Raw genomic sequence first — 15,564 nt, forward strand, 5'->3', positions numbered from 1 at the left:
ACATCCTCAGGTCTTTTGAATCATATGTTTTTTTGAGGGTTTCGATAACTCAGGGAGGTCTTTCACATGGAAAATCGTGCACAATGGGGAACACGAGCTGGTTTTATACTAGCAGCCGTTGGTTCGGCAATCGGTTTAGGAAATATCTGGCGTTTTCCGGCAGTAGCTTATGAAAACGGTGGAGGGGCATTTTTCATACCTTATTTATTTGCTCTTTTGACAGCGGGTATTCCGTTGTTAGTCATGGAATTTACAATCGGTCACAAGTACCGTGGTTCTGCACCGCTTTCTTTCTTTAGAATGAATAAGAAAGCAGAATGGCTGGGATGGTGGGCTGTATTAGTATCTTTCGTCATCTCGACTTACTATGCCGTCATAATCGGCTGGGCTATTTCGTATAGTATCTTCGCTTTCAATCTTTCTTGGGGAGACGATACAGAAGGCTTTTTGTTCAATGAATATTTGCAATTATCTGTAGATCCTGGTCAAACAGGAAGCCTTGTACCTGGTGTTCTGATTCCACTTCTTATTGTTTGGGTCATTACGTTGGGGGTTCTCTTCAAAGGAGTTAAAAAGGGAATTGAAGCAGCTAACAAAATTTTCATTCCGACGCTTGTCGTTCTATTTTTGATCATCGTGATCAGAGCGATCACTCTACCTGGTGCAGCAGAAGGTTTGCAAACGTTCTTCGCACCAAACTTTGATGCGATTACAAACAGCTCGGTGTGGGTAGCCGCTTATGGTCAAATTTTCTTCAGTTTATCGATTGCTTTTGCTATTATGATCACTTATTCCAGTTACCTTCCGAAAAAATCGGATATTACAAATAACGCTTTCATTGCTGGATTCAGTAACTCTGGTTTTGAATTATTAGCTGGTATCGGAGTTTTTGGAGCCCTAGGTTTCATGGCATCTCAAAATAACGTTCCTGTAGATGAGGTTGTAAGTGGAGGTGTGGGGTTAGCCTTTGTGGTCTTCCCACAAATCATTAACGAGTTTCCTGCCTTAAATGGTCTTTTCGGATTCTTGTTCTTCTTATCTCTAGTATTGGCAGGTTTGTCTTCTTTAATTTCGATATCGGAAACTTATGTAGCCGCTTTAAGCGAGAAGTTGGGATTATCAAGAAAAGCAGCAGTAGGATTTGGTGGCGGTCTAGCAGCTATTATCTCGCTATTATTTGCAACACAAGGTGGTTTGTTCTTCCTTGATGCGGCAGACTATTTCATCAATCAATTCGGTGTAGCTTTCGTCGGATTAGTTGAAGTTGTTGTCATTGCCTGGTTCTTACGTAGTCTTGGTGATTTCCAAAACCATGCGAATGGCATTTCCGATATCCGTCTGGGTGGATGGTGGAAGATTTGTCTTGGAGTCATCACACCACTTGTACTAGGATTTATGATGTTCGATCTTTTCAAAACGAACCTTCTTAGACAATTTGATACCGAGACCGGTAACTATGAAGGCTACACAGATGGCTTCATTTTATTCGGTGGTTGGTTTGTTGCTGCATTCGCAATCGTTATCGGTTTCCTAATGACTCTTAAACGTTGGGATTCCAAAGCTCTTGGGGATGAAAATAAGGAGGTAGGCTAATATGACAGCTGGTGCTATTACAATGATGGTTATTGGTATGGTCGTAATTTGGGGAGGACTTGCTGCAAGTATTATGAATGCAGTGAAAAAATCCAAATAAAAAATAAGGGCGCCACACTTGAAAAAGTGCGGCGCTTATTTTTTTATTTGGCCATCCGTTCCCATTTTCTCAGAAAAGGATAGGGATCGAAGGACCATTCATTTTTTCCATTGTCTTGATACATTCCGTAATGCAAATGAGGAGGGAATTTACCGGATGTCCCTGGTGGTCCATAACCAGATGCTCCTACAGCTCCAATTACATCTCCAGGCTGCACGATGTCCCCAACTTTCACATCTTCAGCAAAGTTTTGAAGGTGGGCATAATAATGGTATATATTGTAAATATCCCGTATTCCGATGCGCCACCCTCCGAACTTGTTCCATCCTTTCATTTCGATGACTCCGTAAGTCGTGGACTTGACCGGTACGCCATAATTCGCAAAGATATCTGTTCCTTCGTGAACTCTTCTGCCACCGAAGCCACGCGCATCTCCCCACGTACTTCTGAAGCTGTAATTCGCTTGTTTAGGTAATGGGAAGTCACGATTAGTCAACTGGACAGTTTGGAATTTTTTAAAGACTTCTGCTGTATTCATTATGGTCTGTACAGTCAGGTCTCGTTTATAATAATTCCATAGTGCAATTTTGATATCTTCTTCTGTGGTTCCGTATGACTTGATGTAGTTCCCAAGGGACCATAAGAGATCTTCATCATTTTCAATTTGTACATTTCCATCACCATTCCCATCAGAACCCCAACCTGTAGGGAATAGGTGGGCAGGCATTTCCCCAGCAGTCCCAGTCCAAAACATAGGGTCGACTTGTATGGCTGTTATCCTGCCATCTTCCGGGTCATCATGTACTTGTCGTTCATATTGATCGATAGCTGCCAAGTACTCCCAGGGGATATCAGTAATTACGGAAGTTTTTTTATAAAGAGCCATTCGATCTTTACTTTCTTCATCTGCATGAATAGTTTCAGCGTGAAAGAAGCAGCTCATTAAAAGGCATAAAATCATTAGACCGAAATATTTCATATAGTTCACCTACATTTTTTTGATACCTTTAGCATTAAACAGGAAGCTGATTCTTATGTTTGGAAAAATTGGGTTGCCGTTTAATTTTCCATCCCTGTCTTATCTTTCGTATCCATATTCGGCCCGACGTTCGGCTGATTAGAGTTTTCTTCCTGGACTTTTCCTTGTGGTGAGTTCTTCATTTTTTTAATAATACTGTCAATCGTGTCATTATATCCTTGGTCATAAACTGTCGAATTGCTCAAGCTTTGGATATCACCAAAAGAAGCGGGGTTGTCAGAGACATATACATGATAAAAGCTTGGCACTAGGGAATATGCGGTTTTCTGTACCATATCTGCAGCTGATTCTCGATCAGTGTCGTCTGCTTTTTTATAGGCTACCAGAACTTCATTGTCTGTTACTACAGTAGCTACGTCTTCGAATTTGTCATAACGAAGGATCATTCTTGAAATCATATCTGCCATTTGTTCGCGATTGACTTTAATTTCTCTATTTTTTTCTGTGTCTTGGTTGAGCTGTTGTTTATTGAATCTTACATATCCGACTTGGCCATCCTTCGGTTTGTCGTTGTACCCATCCATTGCGTTTCCATTCAAAGTATCATCATCCATCATATTCTTCGCTTCTTCCTCTTTCATTTCTTGACATCCTGCTGCAATCAAGGCGAATAGAGTAAAAAAGATCGTGATTTTCATTAATTTATTCAATGTAGTTCCTCCTTGAAAATAATATCGTGATAGTTCTTAGATTGGTCATTTTCAAAAGAAACATACCTTTTTCCCGAACTTGCGATTCCGTCATTAATATCAAATGTGATACACTATTGTTAGGATAGAGGTGAGAGAAGTGGTCGAACTATTCGGTAAAACATATGAGGTTTTAGAAGATCATCAAGAAGCTTTTCAACAAGAGGAAGTGGAAGGACGCTTCAGTGATATTTTGAATAAATATGATTTCATTGTAGGAGATTGGGGGTATGGCCAGCTCCGTCTTAAAGGTTTTTATGATGATCAAAATTCTAAAGCTACATTTGATACGAAGATCAGTACGTTGGAAGATTATTTATATGAATACTGTAATTTTGGATGTTCATATTTTGTATTAAAACGGATAAGAAATTAAAAGCCGACGCGCTTCGTAAAAGCACGTCGGTTTTTTTCAATGTTTTTCTTCTGAAGGCTTAAGGTCCTCATCTGTTTCATCATGAAGTGGATGGGCTCCATCTTCTTGACGGGGCAGATCCTGGTGCAGTGCTTTATTTTCATAGTTGAAAGCACTATAGTATCTTTGCTTCTCTGTCCATGGAGCACTTTTTTCGTTGTTTACGGGTTCGTACTTGTTTCGAGGTGCACCATAAGGGCCCTCGGGTAGTTGCTCAGGAGTTAAAAAGTTTCGTTGGGCTTCAACATTGGCGAAATCCGAATATTGATCTTTACCTTTTCCCATAAAAAAACCTCCTTCAAGCTTTAGTTTAGCCAGGGGAAGTTTCTTTATTCTCTCATAACAAGTAGGGAAGGTAATTGCGAAGTTCCTCTGCCTCCATCGCACTTAACTGGAACATATGCTCGAGGTGCCCGTCTTGGTTAATGTTTTCCAAATCCAATAAAGCTTGACGGTTTTTCGGCAAGTTGATGACCATTGTCTGGTTATTGAAATACTCGGCTCTCATTAAAGCGAGCTCAAACCGATGGGTTCCAGTGGTAAAGGATACGAAGCGAGTGCTTGTATCTTGAGTGATATCCTCAAGAAGAGGTCGTTCAGCCATAAACTCATCATCTCCTATTCTTCGTTGGTCTTTAAGTGGGGCTTGAGGTTCAAATGATGATGGGCCTTTACATATCGGACTGTCATAGTTTTTGCCCGCATTACTATGGAGTCTGTTTCTGCAAGGTCCCCGCCCAGGAATTTCACACCATTCAATAATTCACCCTCTGTTACTCCTGTACAAGCGAAGATGGCATCATCGCTTTTTACAAGGTCATTAAGAGTGAGGAGTTCAGATGGGTTTTCGATACCCATATCATGACAGCGGGTAATCTCTGCCTCATTTTGTGGAGCCAGGCGAGCTTGCATATCGCCTCCTAGACTCTTCACAGCTGCAGCGGTTATGACTCCTTCAGGTGCTCCACCGGTGCCGATGAAAAGGTCTACGCCTGTTTGTGGAAGGCAGGTAGCAATTGCAGCAGCGATGTCTCCATCACCGAACAATTTGATACGGGCGCCTTTTTCAATGACACGATCGATGATTTCCTGGTGGCGATCGCGTTCCTGAATGATGACAGTTAAATCTCTTACGCGCTTGTTGTTGGCGCGAGCGACAATATCAATCGTCCGTTCAATGGGATCGTCGATACTAATAAGGCCTTTGGCATTTTTTCCTACTGCAACCTTGTCCATATACATGTCAGGAGCATGTAAAAGGGCACCACGTTCCGCAGCAGCAATTACAGCTACCCCATTATTATGTCCTTTTGATACAATGCTAGTCCCTTCTAATGGATCGACAGCTATATCAACAGCCGGGCCGGCTTTATTTCCCAGTTTCTCACCTATATAAAGCATCGGTGCTTCATCCATCTCACCTTCACCAATTACAACGACGCCATCCATAGAAACGGAATCGAACATCGTTCGCATTGCCGTAGTGGCGGCATCATCTGCGCTTATTTTGTCTCCACGCCCCATCCATTGTGCGGAAGCAAGGGCAGCAGCTTCTGTTACTCGTACAAGTTCTAAGGCTAATTCTCTCTCCATATCATTTCTCCTCCGATTCTTCTAGATCTGCTTAGGCTAACATGAATCTTAAATAGACATACTTTTTTAATTAAAACCATGAATTATGTTATCATATTTATGGAATCTGTGTGAAAAAGTTTTTTGGAGGTATAAGCATGTACTTTGTGAACAGGGCAAAAATCGAAGAAATTTTAAATTATATGGAAAAAATCCAATCAGAATACAAGCAACATTCTTTTAGTGATTTTGCCGAGCTTCTGCTGCTCGAACGTTTGACACATTTGAGTGTTGAGGCAATCATTGATGTGGGTAACATGATGATTGATGGATTTATTATGAGAGACCCTGGCAGCTATGAAGATATCATTGATATTCTTACTGATGAGAAAGTATTGCCAGTAGATGAACAAGAGGGATACAAACGGTTCATCCAATTGAGGAAAGTGGTTGTCCAACATTATACGAATATTCCTCATACTGATGTGGAAAAAGTATGGAATGATCAATGGACTTCTATTGAAAATTTTCCTGTACGTGTGAGGGAATATTTAGATAACGAATTGGGCCCAGTTTCAGCATTTTCGAAAAACTGATGTGTCAAGAAGCTTGATGAAAAGGTTGTGGAATTGATTGAAGGACTATAAGGCTTACCTGATTGATTTAGATGGAACGATGTATAAAGGAGATAAAAAGATTGATGGATCTTCCGAGTTTGTCCGGTATTTAAAAAGCAAGAAGCTTCCTTACATATTTTTGACTAATAATTCCTCAAAGACAACTGGCCAGATCGCTGAGAAGCTGATTAAGTTAGGTGTTGAAGCAACCGAGGAACAAGTCTATACGAGCAGTATCGCCACGGCTGAGTATATCAAGAGTGAGAATTCATCGGCGCGCGTATTCGTCATTGGTGAACATGGGCTTTATGATGCGCTTGAAAATGAAGGGTTGTTGCTCGTGGAAAAAGATGCGGATTACGTCGTTATCGGCATCGACCGGGAAATTAATTATGAGAAACTTACACAAGCTTGTTTAGAAGTAAGACAAGGAGCGGTTTTGCTGAGCACAAACGGTGATATTGCGATCCCTACCGAGCGGGGGATGGTACCAGGTAATGGAGCACTGACCGCCGTGATATCAGTCAGCACAAGAACAGAGCCTATTTTTGTTGGGAAGCCTGAATCTTTGATCATGGACCGTGCTTTGAAAAGGTTAGGATACGGGAGAGAAGAAGTGCTGATGGTGGGTGACAATTACAACACAGATATCAAGGCTGGGATCCGAGCTGGAATTGATACCTTGATGGTTGAGACAGGTCTCAGCTCATTCAATGATCTTACAGATGATGATGTGCACCCGACTTACAAATGCTTTGATTTATTCGATTGGATGAAAAAAAGTGATGGGACAACATACTAACTGTCACTGGAAAAGACAAACAATAGTGTAGAATGGATCAGATGTTGCCGGAGCGGCATATGCATTAATTGATTCATCTAGAAAACCCGAACGGATTCGTTCGGGTTTTCTAGAGAAAAAATTCGTTTGTCATCGCCTCTTCAGCTATTAGTAACACTTAAATGCATGGTGTCTTACATAATATAAGGACCAAAGAAAATTGTAACTAAAAGCACGTGGATGCCGATGAAATAGGTCAACTGAATGGATATGGACCAATCTCTGATGCGTGCTCCTGACTTTAAAATAGCAAAAGCTAATAAAGCAAACCCGATGATGAATAGGAAAGGACTACCTGGAAAGCTAAGGTATTGTGGTGCTGCAGCTAGTAAGCGATCTGAAAAGATAGGGTCACGAACGATTAGAGCTGCAAGCATGTAAATAGTGATTCCTGTATAAAGTACCCAAGAATGGTCTTCCTCCATTGCTCGATTACTGGAGAACATCAGCACGACCAGGAATAGGAAAGGCCAAATGAACCAAAACATTGCAATGATCAGTGCCAAGAAGCTGAAGGATAGCATGCCCATTGTTTTTCCGAGCGCGTGTATAAGGCTGCTTTGTTTCACTTGGTCTGCTTTTTCTATAATGCTTGGATCCATTGAGGATATAAGAATTTTATTGGCGTCTCCACCGTTATCCACCCAAGCTATCGTCTCTCCATCGATCCATGTAGGATGGTGTGAAATATCTGGTGTATTACTCATTCTTGTTATTTGCTGTGTGCCTTCTTTATCAATCAAAGATTTATAAATATTAAATTGATCGGGTTCGTTGAACCTGGTCTCGGTTGATCCGATTGCTTTAAAAAGCAGGGTAGTTGAATTTTCATCCGATTTCATGATTAAATCTGAGACTTCTCTCAGCTCTGCATTCCCTACTGGGTCTTGAAAGCTCATCTTCTTTAAATCAGGATCTTCACCAAAAGGGGTTTCTGCGTAGTAATAATAATTAGACGCTTTTCCGGACATGCTTTGCTTTTGTACAGTTGTTAAGAGTAAATGATAGGAGTCATTTTGAAAGGTAAACTGAATATCACGTACTTCTTCAGTGCCTAGAATTGAAAATTCCGATTCCCCTAATTTGTTAACTTCCCCTTCTGTGAATTCATAATATTTCATTTGGTTACCGTTTTCATCCGCCTTGTGTGTTAATAGGTAAGTTCCGTCCCCGGATTGCTGGACCTGGAGTGAGGTGTTATCATCCAGACCCAAAAGGGGAGTGCTTTCAAATTGATCGGTATCCAGAATATAAAGTTCTTGATCTTTTGTATATAAGATTTGGTTTTTTAGTGGGAAAAATTGATCGATTTCAGTAATTTTCTCACCTGATTTTTCATCATAGATATTGTGATAATCAGCAAAAATTAACCGGTTTTTGTCAAAGTAGAATTCAGTGAATTTATCCACAGGTATGTTATATACTTCTTTGTTTAAAAGATTATACCGATCATCATATATGTTCCTTTGAACCCCGTCTTCTGTTATGTATGTAATGCTTCTTTTTTCGTCCAGCAGGTGGGTAGTTGGAGTTCTTAACACCGATGTCAATCCTACCTCCAACTCACGACTCCACTCTTCATTGGCAGGTTCCGTCACTTCATTATAATTCTCCATGAATAAAAGAGTGATTCCGAAAAGCACAATGATGGATGGGAGAAGCCAAATCAATTTCCCCTTAAGTTTTTTCATTTTCACACTTTCCCCTTTCATATCTCTGTAATAGTCTTTTTATGGAATACGGTATAAGTGATGGGGAGGTTTCAGAAAATTTTAAAAACCGCGGGCTACTGAAACACTTTTCAATCCAGAGGAGTTGTTAAAGTTTGGTACTGCTCCTCACGAATCGCTTGCCGGTGGATGCTTGCCGCTGTCCTTAGCTAACTTGGTCAAGAGATTCACTTTACAAGGTGAATCTTCGGGTTGTGCTATTGCCGCAGGTGTCACCACTGAACGTCCATCGTGGAATCTACAGAGGCTTTTCTAAAAAGAATGATTTCTTTGGTTTATAAAAGAAAGTCGCTCTGCTTGTACAAGATGGCGGTGGCGACATTCTCCGTCTATATCAACGAATACTAGCTCATGGAGAATTAAGAAATAAAGAAGCCGAGTTGAACGATAAAATCGTCCAACTCGGCTTCTTTATTTCATGCATAATTCAAGAAGTTATGGTTTTTCAGTAACCCCGGAAAATGCCGGTTTTTTGTATTAATCTTCTTCGTCTCCTGCAATACTGTGGGCTAAGCGGCTTGAAGCGGCAGCAGCTATTGCTCCTACAATATCATCTAAAAATGTGTGACACTCCCCAGATGATTTATCATTTAATTTCTGCAGGATCCCAGGCTTTTGTTTATCGATATAACCATAGTTCGTAAAACCGATGGAGCCATAGACATTTACGATTGAAAATGCAATGATTTCATCGATACCATAAAGGCTTTCATCCACCTCAATTGTGGATTGGAGCGGTTCTTCCAGTAATTTTTTCTCGGCTAACTGGTCCAGCTGGATACCGGTGATAATTGCGTTTTGGACTTCACGTTTTGTCAACACTTTGTTGACATTATAGCGACAATCGTCCATTGATAATTCTTCATGGTATTTAGATTGTAAGTAGTAAACGAGATCTGCCATGTCATCGATGGTTACGCCCCGTGCTAACAGCCATTCCCTTGCTGTTTTTTCAAGGCCGGACACTTTTTTATCGTTTGCCATAGTGAATTCCCTCCTGTTCCTCATAACTTGCACAACATTCATACCCGAGTTTATTATTGCACAAACAAAGGGGGTTATGTTCATTATATCAAATTTTCTGACATATGGTGCAAGAGGACTTTGTGAATAAAGATTTATGTGTCAGAGAATATGATACACTATTTAAAAAGACGCGGAGGTGCCATTGATGGAAAAACCTAAAATTTATATCACTCGTACATTACCAGATGAAGTAATTGAACCCTATCGTAACCATTTGGATATAGAAATGTGGGCAAAAGAAGAGGAACCCGTTGATCGCCAAGTCCTATTGGAGAAAGCGGAAAATGCTGATGGCCTTGTGACAATGTTGTCAGACGATGTAAATCAAACTTTATTTGAACATGCTGAAAATCTAAAGATTGTAGCGAATATGGCGGTGGGTTACGACAATGTGGAGGTAGACGCTGCTTCAGATAATCAGGTGAAAATTACTAACACACCGGACGTCTTAACAGATACCACCGCAGACCTGACCTTCAGTCTACTGATGGCGACAGCTCGTCGTTTACTTGAGGCAAATGATTATATTAAAACAGGCGCTTGGGAACACTGGTCCCCTTTGTTGCTTGCTGGAAGTGACATTCACCATAAAACAATCGGGATTGTGGGTATGGGACGGATAGGAGAAGCGGTAGCTAAAAGAGCGCTAGGATTCGATATGAATGTCATTTACCATAATCGTTCGCGTAAGCCTGAAGCTGAAGAAAAGGTGGGGGCAGTGTTTGTGGAGTTTGAGGATTTGTTAGAAAAAGCAGATTATGTCGTCTGTCTCACACCTTTGACAGAAGAGACCCGTCATATGTTCAACTATGAAGCCTTTCGAAAAATGAAAAGCACGGCAATTTTCATTAATTCTTCCAGGGGGGCTACAGTAGATGAAACAGCTTTAAAGAAAGCATTGGAAAATAATGAAATCACTGCTGCCGGCTTAGATGTTTTTGAAGAAGAGCCTATCAGTTCTAATCATCCATTGCTGCAACTCCCACAAGTGACCTGTTTGCCTCATATAGGTTCAGCAAGTGTAGAAACTCGTTATAAAATGATGCGGCTATGTCTGGATAATTTAGTCGAATTCTTTAAGGACAAGCCAGTGATAACTCCTGTAAACTAAAAATTCCGCACACATAAATGTGTGCGGAATTTTTTCGAACTGTATTAGAATACTTGCTCCACTTCATAAATTCCTGGTACTTCCTGAGCGAGCGCACGTTCAATACCTGCTTTCAAAGTGATCGTTGAACTCGGGCAGTTGCCGCAAGCTCCCATGAGACGCAAGCGGACGATTCCGTCTTCGACATCGACGAGTTCAACGTCTCCCCCGTCACGAAGTAAAAATGGGCGAAGTTTATTCAGTACTTCTTGAACTTGTTCATTCATGTTCAATCTTCCCCTTTCTTAAGTATCATTATAAAACGAAATCAATAAAAAATCTATGGTTGTCTGCTCCAAAATCTTTAGAATTGAGAACTATTATCATTTTATCTTTTTTCAGTTCTTTTGTAAAATGAAAGGAAATCAACTACTTAGGGGGGAAGCCTCAAAATGAAAGAGGAGAGAGAGACTGTTCATGTTGTTGTGTATGGAGCGGAAATTAAATGCGCAAGTTGTGTGAACGCCCCAGGTTCTAAGGAAACCTATGAATGGCTGCAAGCAGCTATTACCAGGAAGTACGGAGAAGAGCGGCTTCATTTTCAATATTATGATATTCATACAAAGGGTCAAGTAGGGGCAGAGGGCGAAATTATCCATCAGCTTCTGGATGAAGAGCTGTTCTATCCCCTCGTATTAGTAGAGGGGGAAATAGTTGGAGAAGGTAATCCACGATTGAAAAGTGTTTACAAAGCTCTGGAAGGTTACGGCATTCAACAAGTAAGCAATCCATAGCCCTGAGTAGGGGAGGTGTGATAAAATTGAATGAAGGTAGGGTTTCATCCATTAGAATGAGGTGAAGCGGATGAATCCATTGATTGAATTCTGTATAAATAACTTGGTCAGCGGATCACAAGCTGCGAAGGCGGAGCTGGAGAAAGATCCTGATCTTGATGTTGTCGAATATGGTTGTTTACGTAACTGTGGTCTTTGTTCCCAAACCCTGTATGCTCTAGTCGAAGGAGACCGGGTAATGGCTGATACACCAGAAGAACTGGTAGATAAAATATATGAACAACTGGATGAAACCCTATAAGTAAATGCATTCATCGTTGAAATCCATTTTTCAGGATACCTTGGCCATTAAAGAAATAGGGTCCTGGTGTTTGATTAAACGTTTGTCACTTTAGTATACTATTTATTAAGAAGAGAAAGGAGAGGCTTTGGATGATTCTGAACATTACGGAAGCCGCTAGTCACCAAATTAAAGAGATGCTGAAAGAGGAAGATGGGGATGTTCGTCTTCGTTTTGGAGTCAAAGGTGGAGGCTGTAGTGGATTGTCTTATAGCATGGGCTTCGAAGAAGAAATCAATGAAGAACTTGATCTGACTGAAGAGTCAAGTGGTATCCCGGTCGTTGTCAATAGACAAGATGCAGCAATCATTGAAGGTACAACAATTGACTTCAAACAGAATATGATGGGCGGAGGCTTCACGATTGATAATCCGAATGCCATTGTTTCCTGTGGTTGTGGATCCTCCTTCAAGACAGCTACGAACGCTGGTACACCTGACCCGAACTGTTAATAATATAGACTATCCTTCCTGTCATGCAGGAAGGTTTTTTATTTGCTGAAATTTTAAACGACCGCATAAGAATCTCATGTATCCTGTGCTTCATAAAAAAAAGAAGGAGGTCATTTTCAGACTCCTTCCTTTACAAATAACTTTGGATGGTTTTAGGAAAACATGCTTGTTGAATGTTTAGGCTGTACTCGGGCATCTGGATCGATATAGGCTTTCGCATTATTGACAGCTGTAGGACCTTCGCCGAACCCGGAAGCAATCAATTTGACTTTACCTGGATATGTGCAAATATCTCCGGCAGCATAGATTCCTTTAATGTTCGTTTCCATTTTTGAATTAACGACGATACTATTTTTCTCTATTTCAAGTTCCCAATCTTTAATTGGACCTAAAGAGGAAATGAAACCATAGTTGACGATGACATCATCAACATCGATAGTTTCTAACCTGTCACCTTTCACCTCTTGCAGTTCCACTTGCTCGATTCTTTCCTCTCCGATCATTTTTTCTGGTGTGAACGGAGTCATTATTCTTACATTTGATTCATTCAGTTGAGCAACACTGTGCTCGTGAGCTCTGAATTTATCTCTTCTATGGACGAGAGAAACCTGTTTTGCAATCGGTTCAAGCATTAAAGCCCAGTCAACAGCGGAGTCCCCCCCGCCGGCAATCATGACTTTTTTATCGCGGAACTTATCCATATTGTTCACATGGTAATGTAAGTTTGTACCTTCAAAGCGCTCACTATCAGCTATCTTCAGCTTTCTCGGTTGAAAGGCTCCGTTTCCTGCTGTAATTACGATTGTCTTTGTATAGTGTACTTCTTTATCTGTTGTCATTTTGATTGTATCGTCTTCCAGTCGTTCCAAAGATACGACTTCTTGTTCTAAGGCAATGGTTGGATCGAAGGCCATTGCCTGTTCTTCAAGACTGTCGACAAGCTCCTGAGCACGGACTTTAGGGAAACCGGCTACATCAAAGATATATTTTTCCGGATATAGAGCCGTCAGTTGCCCCCCGAGATGCGGGAGACTTTCGATGATTTTGACACTCGCTTGGCGCATACCACCATAAAAAGCAGTGAATAAGCCGACAGGGCCGCCACCGATGACAGTTATATCATATATTTTATCACTCATAATTACCCTCCTGATGAAAAATGTCACTAAAGCACATTCTATCATAAAAGAAATTGTAGTGGGAACACTGAACCTATGTAAGCAGTTACAAGAACGGTAATTGTTCTATAATTTTGATAAATTGATTTTGGGTTGAAAATGAATGGGAAAAGGTCTAAGATGAAATAAGAAAACATATTACGAATTTGTGACACCTTTCAATCAAAGTCGACAGGCTTTTTTTAATGTTTTTTTGTGTGAAACGAGTCACAAAGAAATTAACGGATTGCAAAAAATTACGAGATGGAAGTGATCATTCATGAAGAATCCTAACATTGTCATTCTTGGTGCCGGCTATGGTGGCATCATGACAGCCGTGAAGTTGCAAAAAAGCTTAGGGGTCAATGAGGCGAACATTACATTAGTGAACAAACATAGTTATCACTATCAAACAACATGGTTACATGAAAATGCAGCAGGTACTCTACACCATGATCGTACCCGTATTCAAATCAAAGACGTTGTGAATACCAGCAAAGTCAATTTTGTCCAAGATACAGTAACAGATATTAAGCAAGAAGATAAGAAAGTAATGCTGGAAAATGGCGAGCTTTCTTATGATTATTTGGTTATCGGTCTGGGCTTTGAGGCAGCTACGTTCGGAATTTCTGGTTTGAAAGAAAATGCTTATACAATTAACAGCATTAACAGTGCTCGGTTGATTCGTCAGCATATCGAGTACAACTTCGCTAAATACAACAATGAATCAGACAAAAAACAAGAACGCTTGAACATTGTTGTAGGTGGAGCCGGATTTACTGGTATCGAATTCGTTGGAGAATTGGCGAACCGTATACCAGAGCTTTGCAAAGAATATGATGTGCCACGTGACCGCGTTCGTATCATCAACGTAGAAGCTGCGCCTACAGCACTTCCTGGTTTCGATCCAGAACTGGTAGAGTATGCAATGAACTCTCTTGAAGCGCGTGGAGTTGAATTCAAAATTGGTGCGATGATCAAAGAAGTCACTGAAAATAAACTCGTTTTCGAAAAAGACGAGCAGCGTGAAGAAATCGAAACGAATACAGTTGTATGGGCAGCTGGTGTACGTGGGAACTCCTTAGTAGAAGAAGCTGGGTTTGAAGCGAATCGTGGCCGTATTCCAGTAAGAGACGACCTCCGTCCTGAAGGCCATGACGATGTGTTCATCGTGGGTGACTGTGCATTGATCATGAACGAAGAAACAGAACGCCCTTACCCGCCTACAGCTCAGATTGCTATTCAACAAGCAGAGCATACAGCTGCAAACCTTGTCCGTCTTGTTAAAGGTGATAATCACTTGGAAGCATTCAAGCCAGACTTGAAAGGAACAGTTGCTTCTCTTGGACATGACGATGCCATCGGTGTAGTGTTTGACGATAAGAAATTGTTCGGATGGTCAGCCACAGCGATGAAGAAAGTCATCGATAACCGTTATTTATTGAAACTGGGTGGAATTGGTTTACTTCTGAAAAAAGGAAAGCTTAATTTCTTCCATTAATCATGAGTTAGCGGAGGCAGTCCCAACTGCCTTCGCTTTTTTGTTGCTTTACATCATTTGTCGTTTGCCTAAGCTTGTCAGAGGAATGGGCTCTTGCGCTTTTGTTCCAACCATTATAGAATGAGGTTTGGGTAAGTGAACTGTTGAACAGTTTTAGGGGGAAGCAACATTGAATATCGTGCAATTCGTTGTATCTATGTTATTGTTTTTTGTTCTATTTTTCGGAATTTCGTTTCTATTAAATATGCTTTTAAGATCTTCGTGGATTATGTCATTCGTATATCCGGTTATTGTACTGTTCATCGTAGATAGCTTTTCATGGACGAAGTATTTCACTGAACCGTCGAGCTCTTTTTCAACGGTCTTTGAACAATTGATGAACTTGCAGGTTGTGGACATCATTATTCTTGCAAGCGGTTTTGCTGGAACAATTGTGGCGGGAATTATCATTCGTTTACTTAGGAAAAATGGATATCAAATGTTTTAACAAAAAGCTGCTGAAGGCGAAATACGCCTTCAGCAGCTTTTTTTGTACATGTTGCTATTAAAGGATGATTTCGAGATGTTTGTGTGGAATAAAGGGTCGCTTGGGAAGGATTCCTCCAGGT

20 protein-coding genes are annotated in these 15,564 nt (G+C 40.8%); 11 read left to right on the plus strand and 9 right to left on the minus strand.

Annotation, left to right across the window (positions count from 1 at the left end; all coding sequences use genetic code 11):
• The first annotated feature begins 66 nt into the window (after positions 1–66).
• Positions 67–1,593 (plus strand): sodium-dependent transporter, encoded by a 1,527-nt coding sequence (locus HLI_RS16990; RefSeq protein WP_128526106.1) that lies wholly within the window; start codon positions 67–69, stop codon positions 1,591–1,593.
• A 1-nt stretch (position 1,594) separates the two neighbouring features.
• Positions 1,595–1,693, plus strand: coding sequence for a methionine/alanine import family NSS transporter small subunit (locus HLI_RS16995; RefSeq protein ID WP_128526107.1), 99 nt, complete (start codon positions 1,595–1,597; stop codon positions 1,691–1,693).
• A 43-nt stretch (positions 1,694–1,736) separates the two neighbouring features.
• Here HLI_RS16995 and HLI_RS17000 read toward each other — a convergent pair whose 3' ends face one another.
• A complete protein-coding gene (locus tag HLI_RS17000; protein WP_128526108.1) occupies positions 1,737–2,672 on the minus strand; it encodes a M23 family metallopeptidase in 936 nt (311 codons plus the stop codon).
• A gap of 80 nt (positions 2,673–2,752) precedes the next feature.
• Positions 2,753–3,382 (minus strand): YhcN/YlaJ family sporulation lipoprotein, encoded by a 630-nt coding sequence (locus HLI_RS17005; protein WP_241655878.1) that lies wholly within the window; start codon positions 3,380–3,382, stop codon positions 2,753–2,755.
• Between the two features lie 139 nt (positions 3,383–3,521).
• Between HLI_RS17005 and HLI_RS17010 the strand changes: the two genes are divergently transcribed.
• A complete protein-coding gene (locus HLI_RS17010; protein ID WP_128526109.1) occupies positions 3,522–3,797 on the plus strand; it encodes a YutD family protein in 276 nt (91 codons plus the stop codon).
• A 36-nt stretch (positions 3,798–3,833) separates the two neighbouring features.
• Here HLI_RS17010 and HLI_RS17015 read toward each other — a convergent pair whose 3' ends face one another.
• From HLI_RS17015 to glpX, 3 genes are read right to left on the minus strand one after another with little or no spacing between them, the layout of a single operon-like run.
• Complete coding sequence (locus tag HLI_RS17015) at positions 3,834–4,121, minus strand: cytosolic protein (protein WP_128526110.1); 288 nt, start codon at positions 4,119–4,121, stop codon at positions 3,834–3,836.
• Between the two features lie 52 nt (positions 4,122–4,173).
• Entirely contained in the window at positions 4,174–4,440 is a 267-nt protein-coding gene (locus tag HLI_RS17020) for a DUF3055 domain-containing protein (protein WP_128526111.1), read from the minus strand.
• A 14-nt stretch (positions 4,441–4,454) separates the two neighbouring features.
• The gene (gene glpX, locus HLI_RS17025; RefSeq protein ID WP_128526112.1) at positions 4,455–5,429 is read right to left on the minus strand and encodes a class II fructose-bisphosphatase; all 975 of its coding nucleotides are present in this window, start codon (positions 5,427–5,429) and stop codon (positions 4,455–4,457) included.
• A gap of 137 nt (positions 5,430–5,566) precedes the next feature.
• Between glpX and HLI_RS17030 the strand changes: the two genes are divergently transcribed.
• Both HLI_RS17030 and HLI_RS17035 read left to right on the plus strand, forming a co-directional pair.
• Positions 5,567–6,004, plus strand: a complete 438-nt coding sequence (locus HLI_RS17030) for a DUF86 domain-containing protein (protein ID WP_128526113.1) — start codon at positions 5,567–5,569, stop codon at positions 6,002–6,004.
• Positions 6,005–6,041: 37 nt separating this feature from the next.
• Positions 6,042–6,827, plus strand: a complete 786-nt coding sequence (locus HLI_RS17035; protein WP_128526114.1) for a TIGR01457 family HAD-type hydrolase — start codon at positions 6,042–6,044, stop codon at positions 6,825–6,827.
• Positions 6,828–7,000: 173 nt separating this feature from the next.
• On the opposite strand, the gene HLI_RS17040 is transcribed toward HLI_RS17035, so the two are convergent.
• Positions 7,001–8,557, minus strand: a complete 1,557-nt coding sequence (locus HLI_RS17040; RefSeq protein ID WP_128526115.1) for a hypothetical protein — start codon at positions 8,555–8,557, stop codon at positions 7,001–7,003.
• A gap of 516 nt (positions 8,558–9,073) precedes the next feature.
• A complete protein-coding gene (locus HLI_RS17045) occupies positions 9,074–9,580 on the minus strand; it encodes a phosphatidylglycerophosphatase A family protein (RefSeq protein ID WP_128526116.1) in 507 nt (168 codons plus the stop codon).
• A gap of 187 nt (positions 9,581–9,767) precedes the next feature.
• Between HLI_RS17045 and HLI_RS17050 the strand changes: the two genes are divergently transcribed.
• Positions 9,768–10,733: a 2-hydroxyacid dehydrogenase gene (locus tag HLI_RS17050; RefSeq protein WP_128526117.1), complete on the plus strand. Its 966-nt coding sequence runs from the start codon at positions 9,768–9,770 to the stop codon at positions 10,731–10,733.
• Positions 10,734–10,777: 44 nt separating this feature from the next.
• On the opposite strand, the gene HLI_RS17055 is transcribed toward HLI_RS17050, so the two are convergent.
• On the minus strand, positions 10,778–10,999 hold the full coding sequence (locus HLI_RS17055) for a NifU family protein (RefSeq protein ID WP_014644140.1): 222 nt from the start codon (positions 10,997–10,999) through the stop codon (positions 10,778–10,780).
• Positions 11,000–11,164: 165 nt separating this feature from the next.
• Between HLI_RS17055 and HLI_RS17060 the strand changes: the two genes are divergently transcribed.
• The 3 genes from HLI_RS17060 to HLI_RS17070 all read left to right on the plus strand — a co-directional run bounded on the left by HLI_RS17060 (position 11,165) and on the right by HLI_RS17070 (position 12,298).
• Entirely contained in the window at positions 11,165–11,506 is a 342-nt protein-coding gene (locus HLI_RS17060) for a YuzD family protein (protein ID WP_128526118.1), read from the plus strand.
• Positions 11,507–11,576: 70 nt separating this feature from the next.
• Complete coding sequence (locus tag HLI_RS17065) at positions 11,577–11,807, plus strand: YuzB family protein (protein WP_128526119.1); 231 nt, start codon at positions 11,577–11,579, stop codon at positions 11,805–11,807.
• Positions 11,808–11,938: 131 nt separating this feature from the next.
• Positions 11,939–12,298: a HesB/IscA family protein gene (locus HLI_RS17070; protein WP_128526120.1), complete on the plus strand. Its 360-nt coding sequence runs from the start codon at positions 11,939–11,941 to the stop codon at positions 12,296–12,298.
• A 152-nt stretch (positions 12,299–12,450) separates the two neighbouring features.
• Here the strand turns inward: HLI_RS17070 and HLI_RS17075 are convergent, their stop codons facing one another.
• Positions 12,451–13,437, minus strand: a complete 987-nt coding sequence (locus tag HLI_RS17075) for an NAD(P)/FAD-dependent oxidoreductase (protein ID WP_128526121.1) — start codon at positions 13,435–13,437, stop codon at positions 12,451–12,453.
• Between the two features lie 298 nt (positions 13,438–13,735).
• Between HLI_RS17075 and HLI_RS17080 the strand changes: the two genes are divergently transcribed.
• A complete protein-coding gene (locus tag HLI_RS17080) occupies positions 13,736–14,956 on the plus strand; it encodes an NAD(P)/FAD-dependent oxidoreductase (RefSeq protein WP_128526122.1) in 1,221 nt (406 codons plus the stop codon).
• 169 nt (positions 14,957–15,125) lie between these two features.
• Entirely contained in the window at positions 15,126–15,443 is a 318-nt protein-coding gene (locus HLI_RS17085) for a YuiB family protein (protein WP_128526123.1), read from the plus strand.
• The last annotated feature ends 121 nt before the right edge of the window (positions 15,444–15,564 follow it).

This window comes from Halobacillus litoralis, from assembly GCF_004101865.1.
GTDB lineage: Bacteria > Bacillota > Bacilli > Bacillales > Halobacillaceae > Halobacillus > Halobacillus litoralis_A.

Coding starts and splice junctions, on each gene's coding strand:
- HLI_RS16990 (WP_128526106.1), top strand. CDS start 67: ATGGAAAATCGTGCACAATGGGGAACACGAGCTGGTTTTATACTAGCA.
- HLI_RS16995 (WP_128526107.1), top strand. CDS start 1,595: ATGACAGCTGGTGCTATTACAATGATGGTTATTGGTATGGTCGTAATT.
- HLI_RS17000 (WP_128526108.1), bottom strand. CDS start 2,672: ATGAAATATTTCGGTCTAATGATTTTATGCCTTTTAATGAGCTGCTTC.
- HLI_RS17015 (WP_128526110.1), bottom strand. CDS start 4,121: ATGGGAAAAGGTAAAGATCAATATTCGGATTTCGCCAATGTTGAAGCC.
- HLI_RS17020 (WP_128526111.1), bottom strand. CDS start 4,440: ATGGCTGAACGACCTCTTCTTGAGGATATCACTCAAGATACAAGCACT.
- glpX (WP_128526112.1), bottom strand. CDS start 5,429: ATGGAGAGAGAATTAGCCTTAGAACTTGTACGAGTAACAGAAGCTGCT.
- HLI_RS17030 (WP_128526113.1), top strand. CDS start 5,567: ATGTACTTTGTGAACAGGGCAAAAATCGAAGAAATTTTAAATTATATG.
- HLI_RS17040 (WP_128526115.1), bottom strand. CDS start 8,557: ATGAAAAAACTTAAGGGGAAATTGATTTGGCTTCTCCCATCCATCATT.
- HLI_RS17045 (WP_128526116.1), bottom strand. CDS start 9,580: ATGGCAAACGATAAAAAAGTGTCCGGCCTTGAAAAAACAGCAAGGGAA.
- HLI_RS17050 (WP_128526117.1), top strand. CDS start 9,768: ATGGAAAAACCTAAAATTTATATCACTCGTACATTACCAGATGAAGTA.
- HLI_RS17055 (WP_014644140.1), bottom strand. CDS start 10,999: ATGAATGAACAAGTTCAAGAAGTACTGAATAAACTTCGCCCATTTTTA.
- HLI_RS17060 (WP_128526118.1), top strand. CDS start 11,165: ATGAAAGAGGAGAGAGAGACTGTTCATGTTGTTGTGTATGGAGCGGAA.
- HLI_RS17065 (WP_128526119.1), top strand. CDS start 11,577: ATGAATCCATTGATTGAATTCTGTATAAATAACTTGGTCAGCGGATCA.
- HLI_RS17070 (WP_128526120.1), top strand. CDS start 11,939: ATGATTCTGAACATTACGGAAGCCGCTAGTCACCAAATTAAAGAGATG.
- HLI_RS17075 (WP_128526121.1), bottom strand. CDS start 13,437: ATGAGTGATAAAATATATGATATAACTGTCATCGGTGGCGGCCCTGTC.
- HLI_RS17080 (WP_128526122.1), top strand. CDS start 13,736: ATGAAGAATCCTAACATTGTCATTCTTGGTGCCGGCTATGGTGGCATC.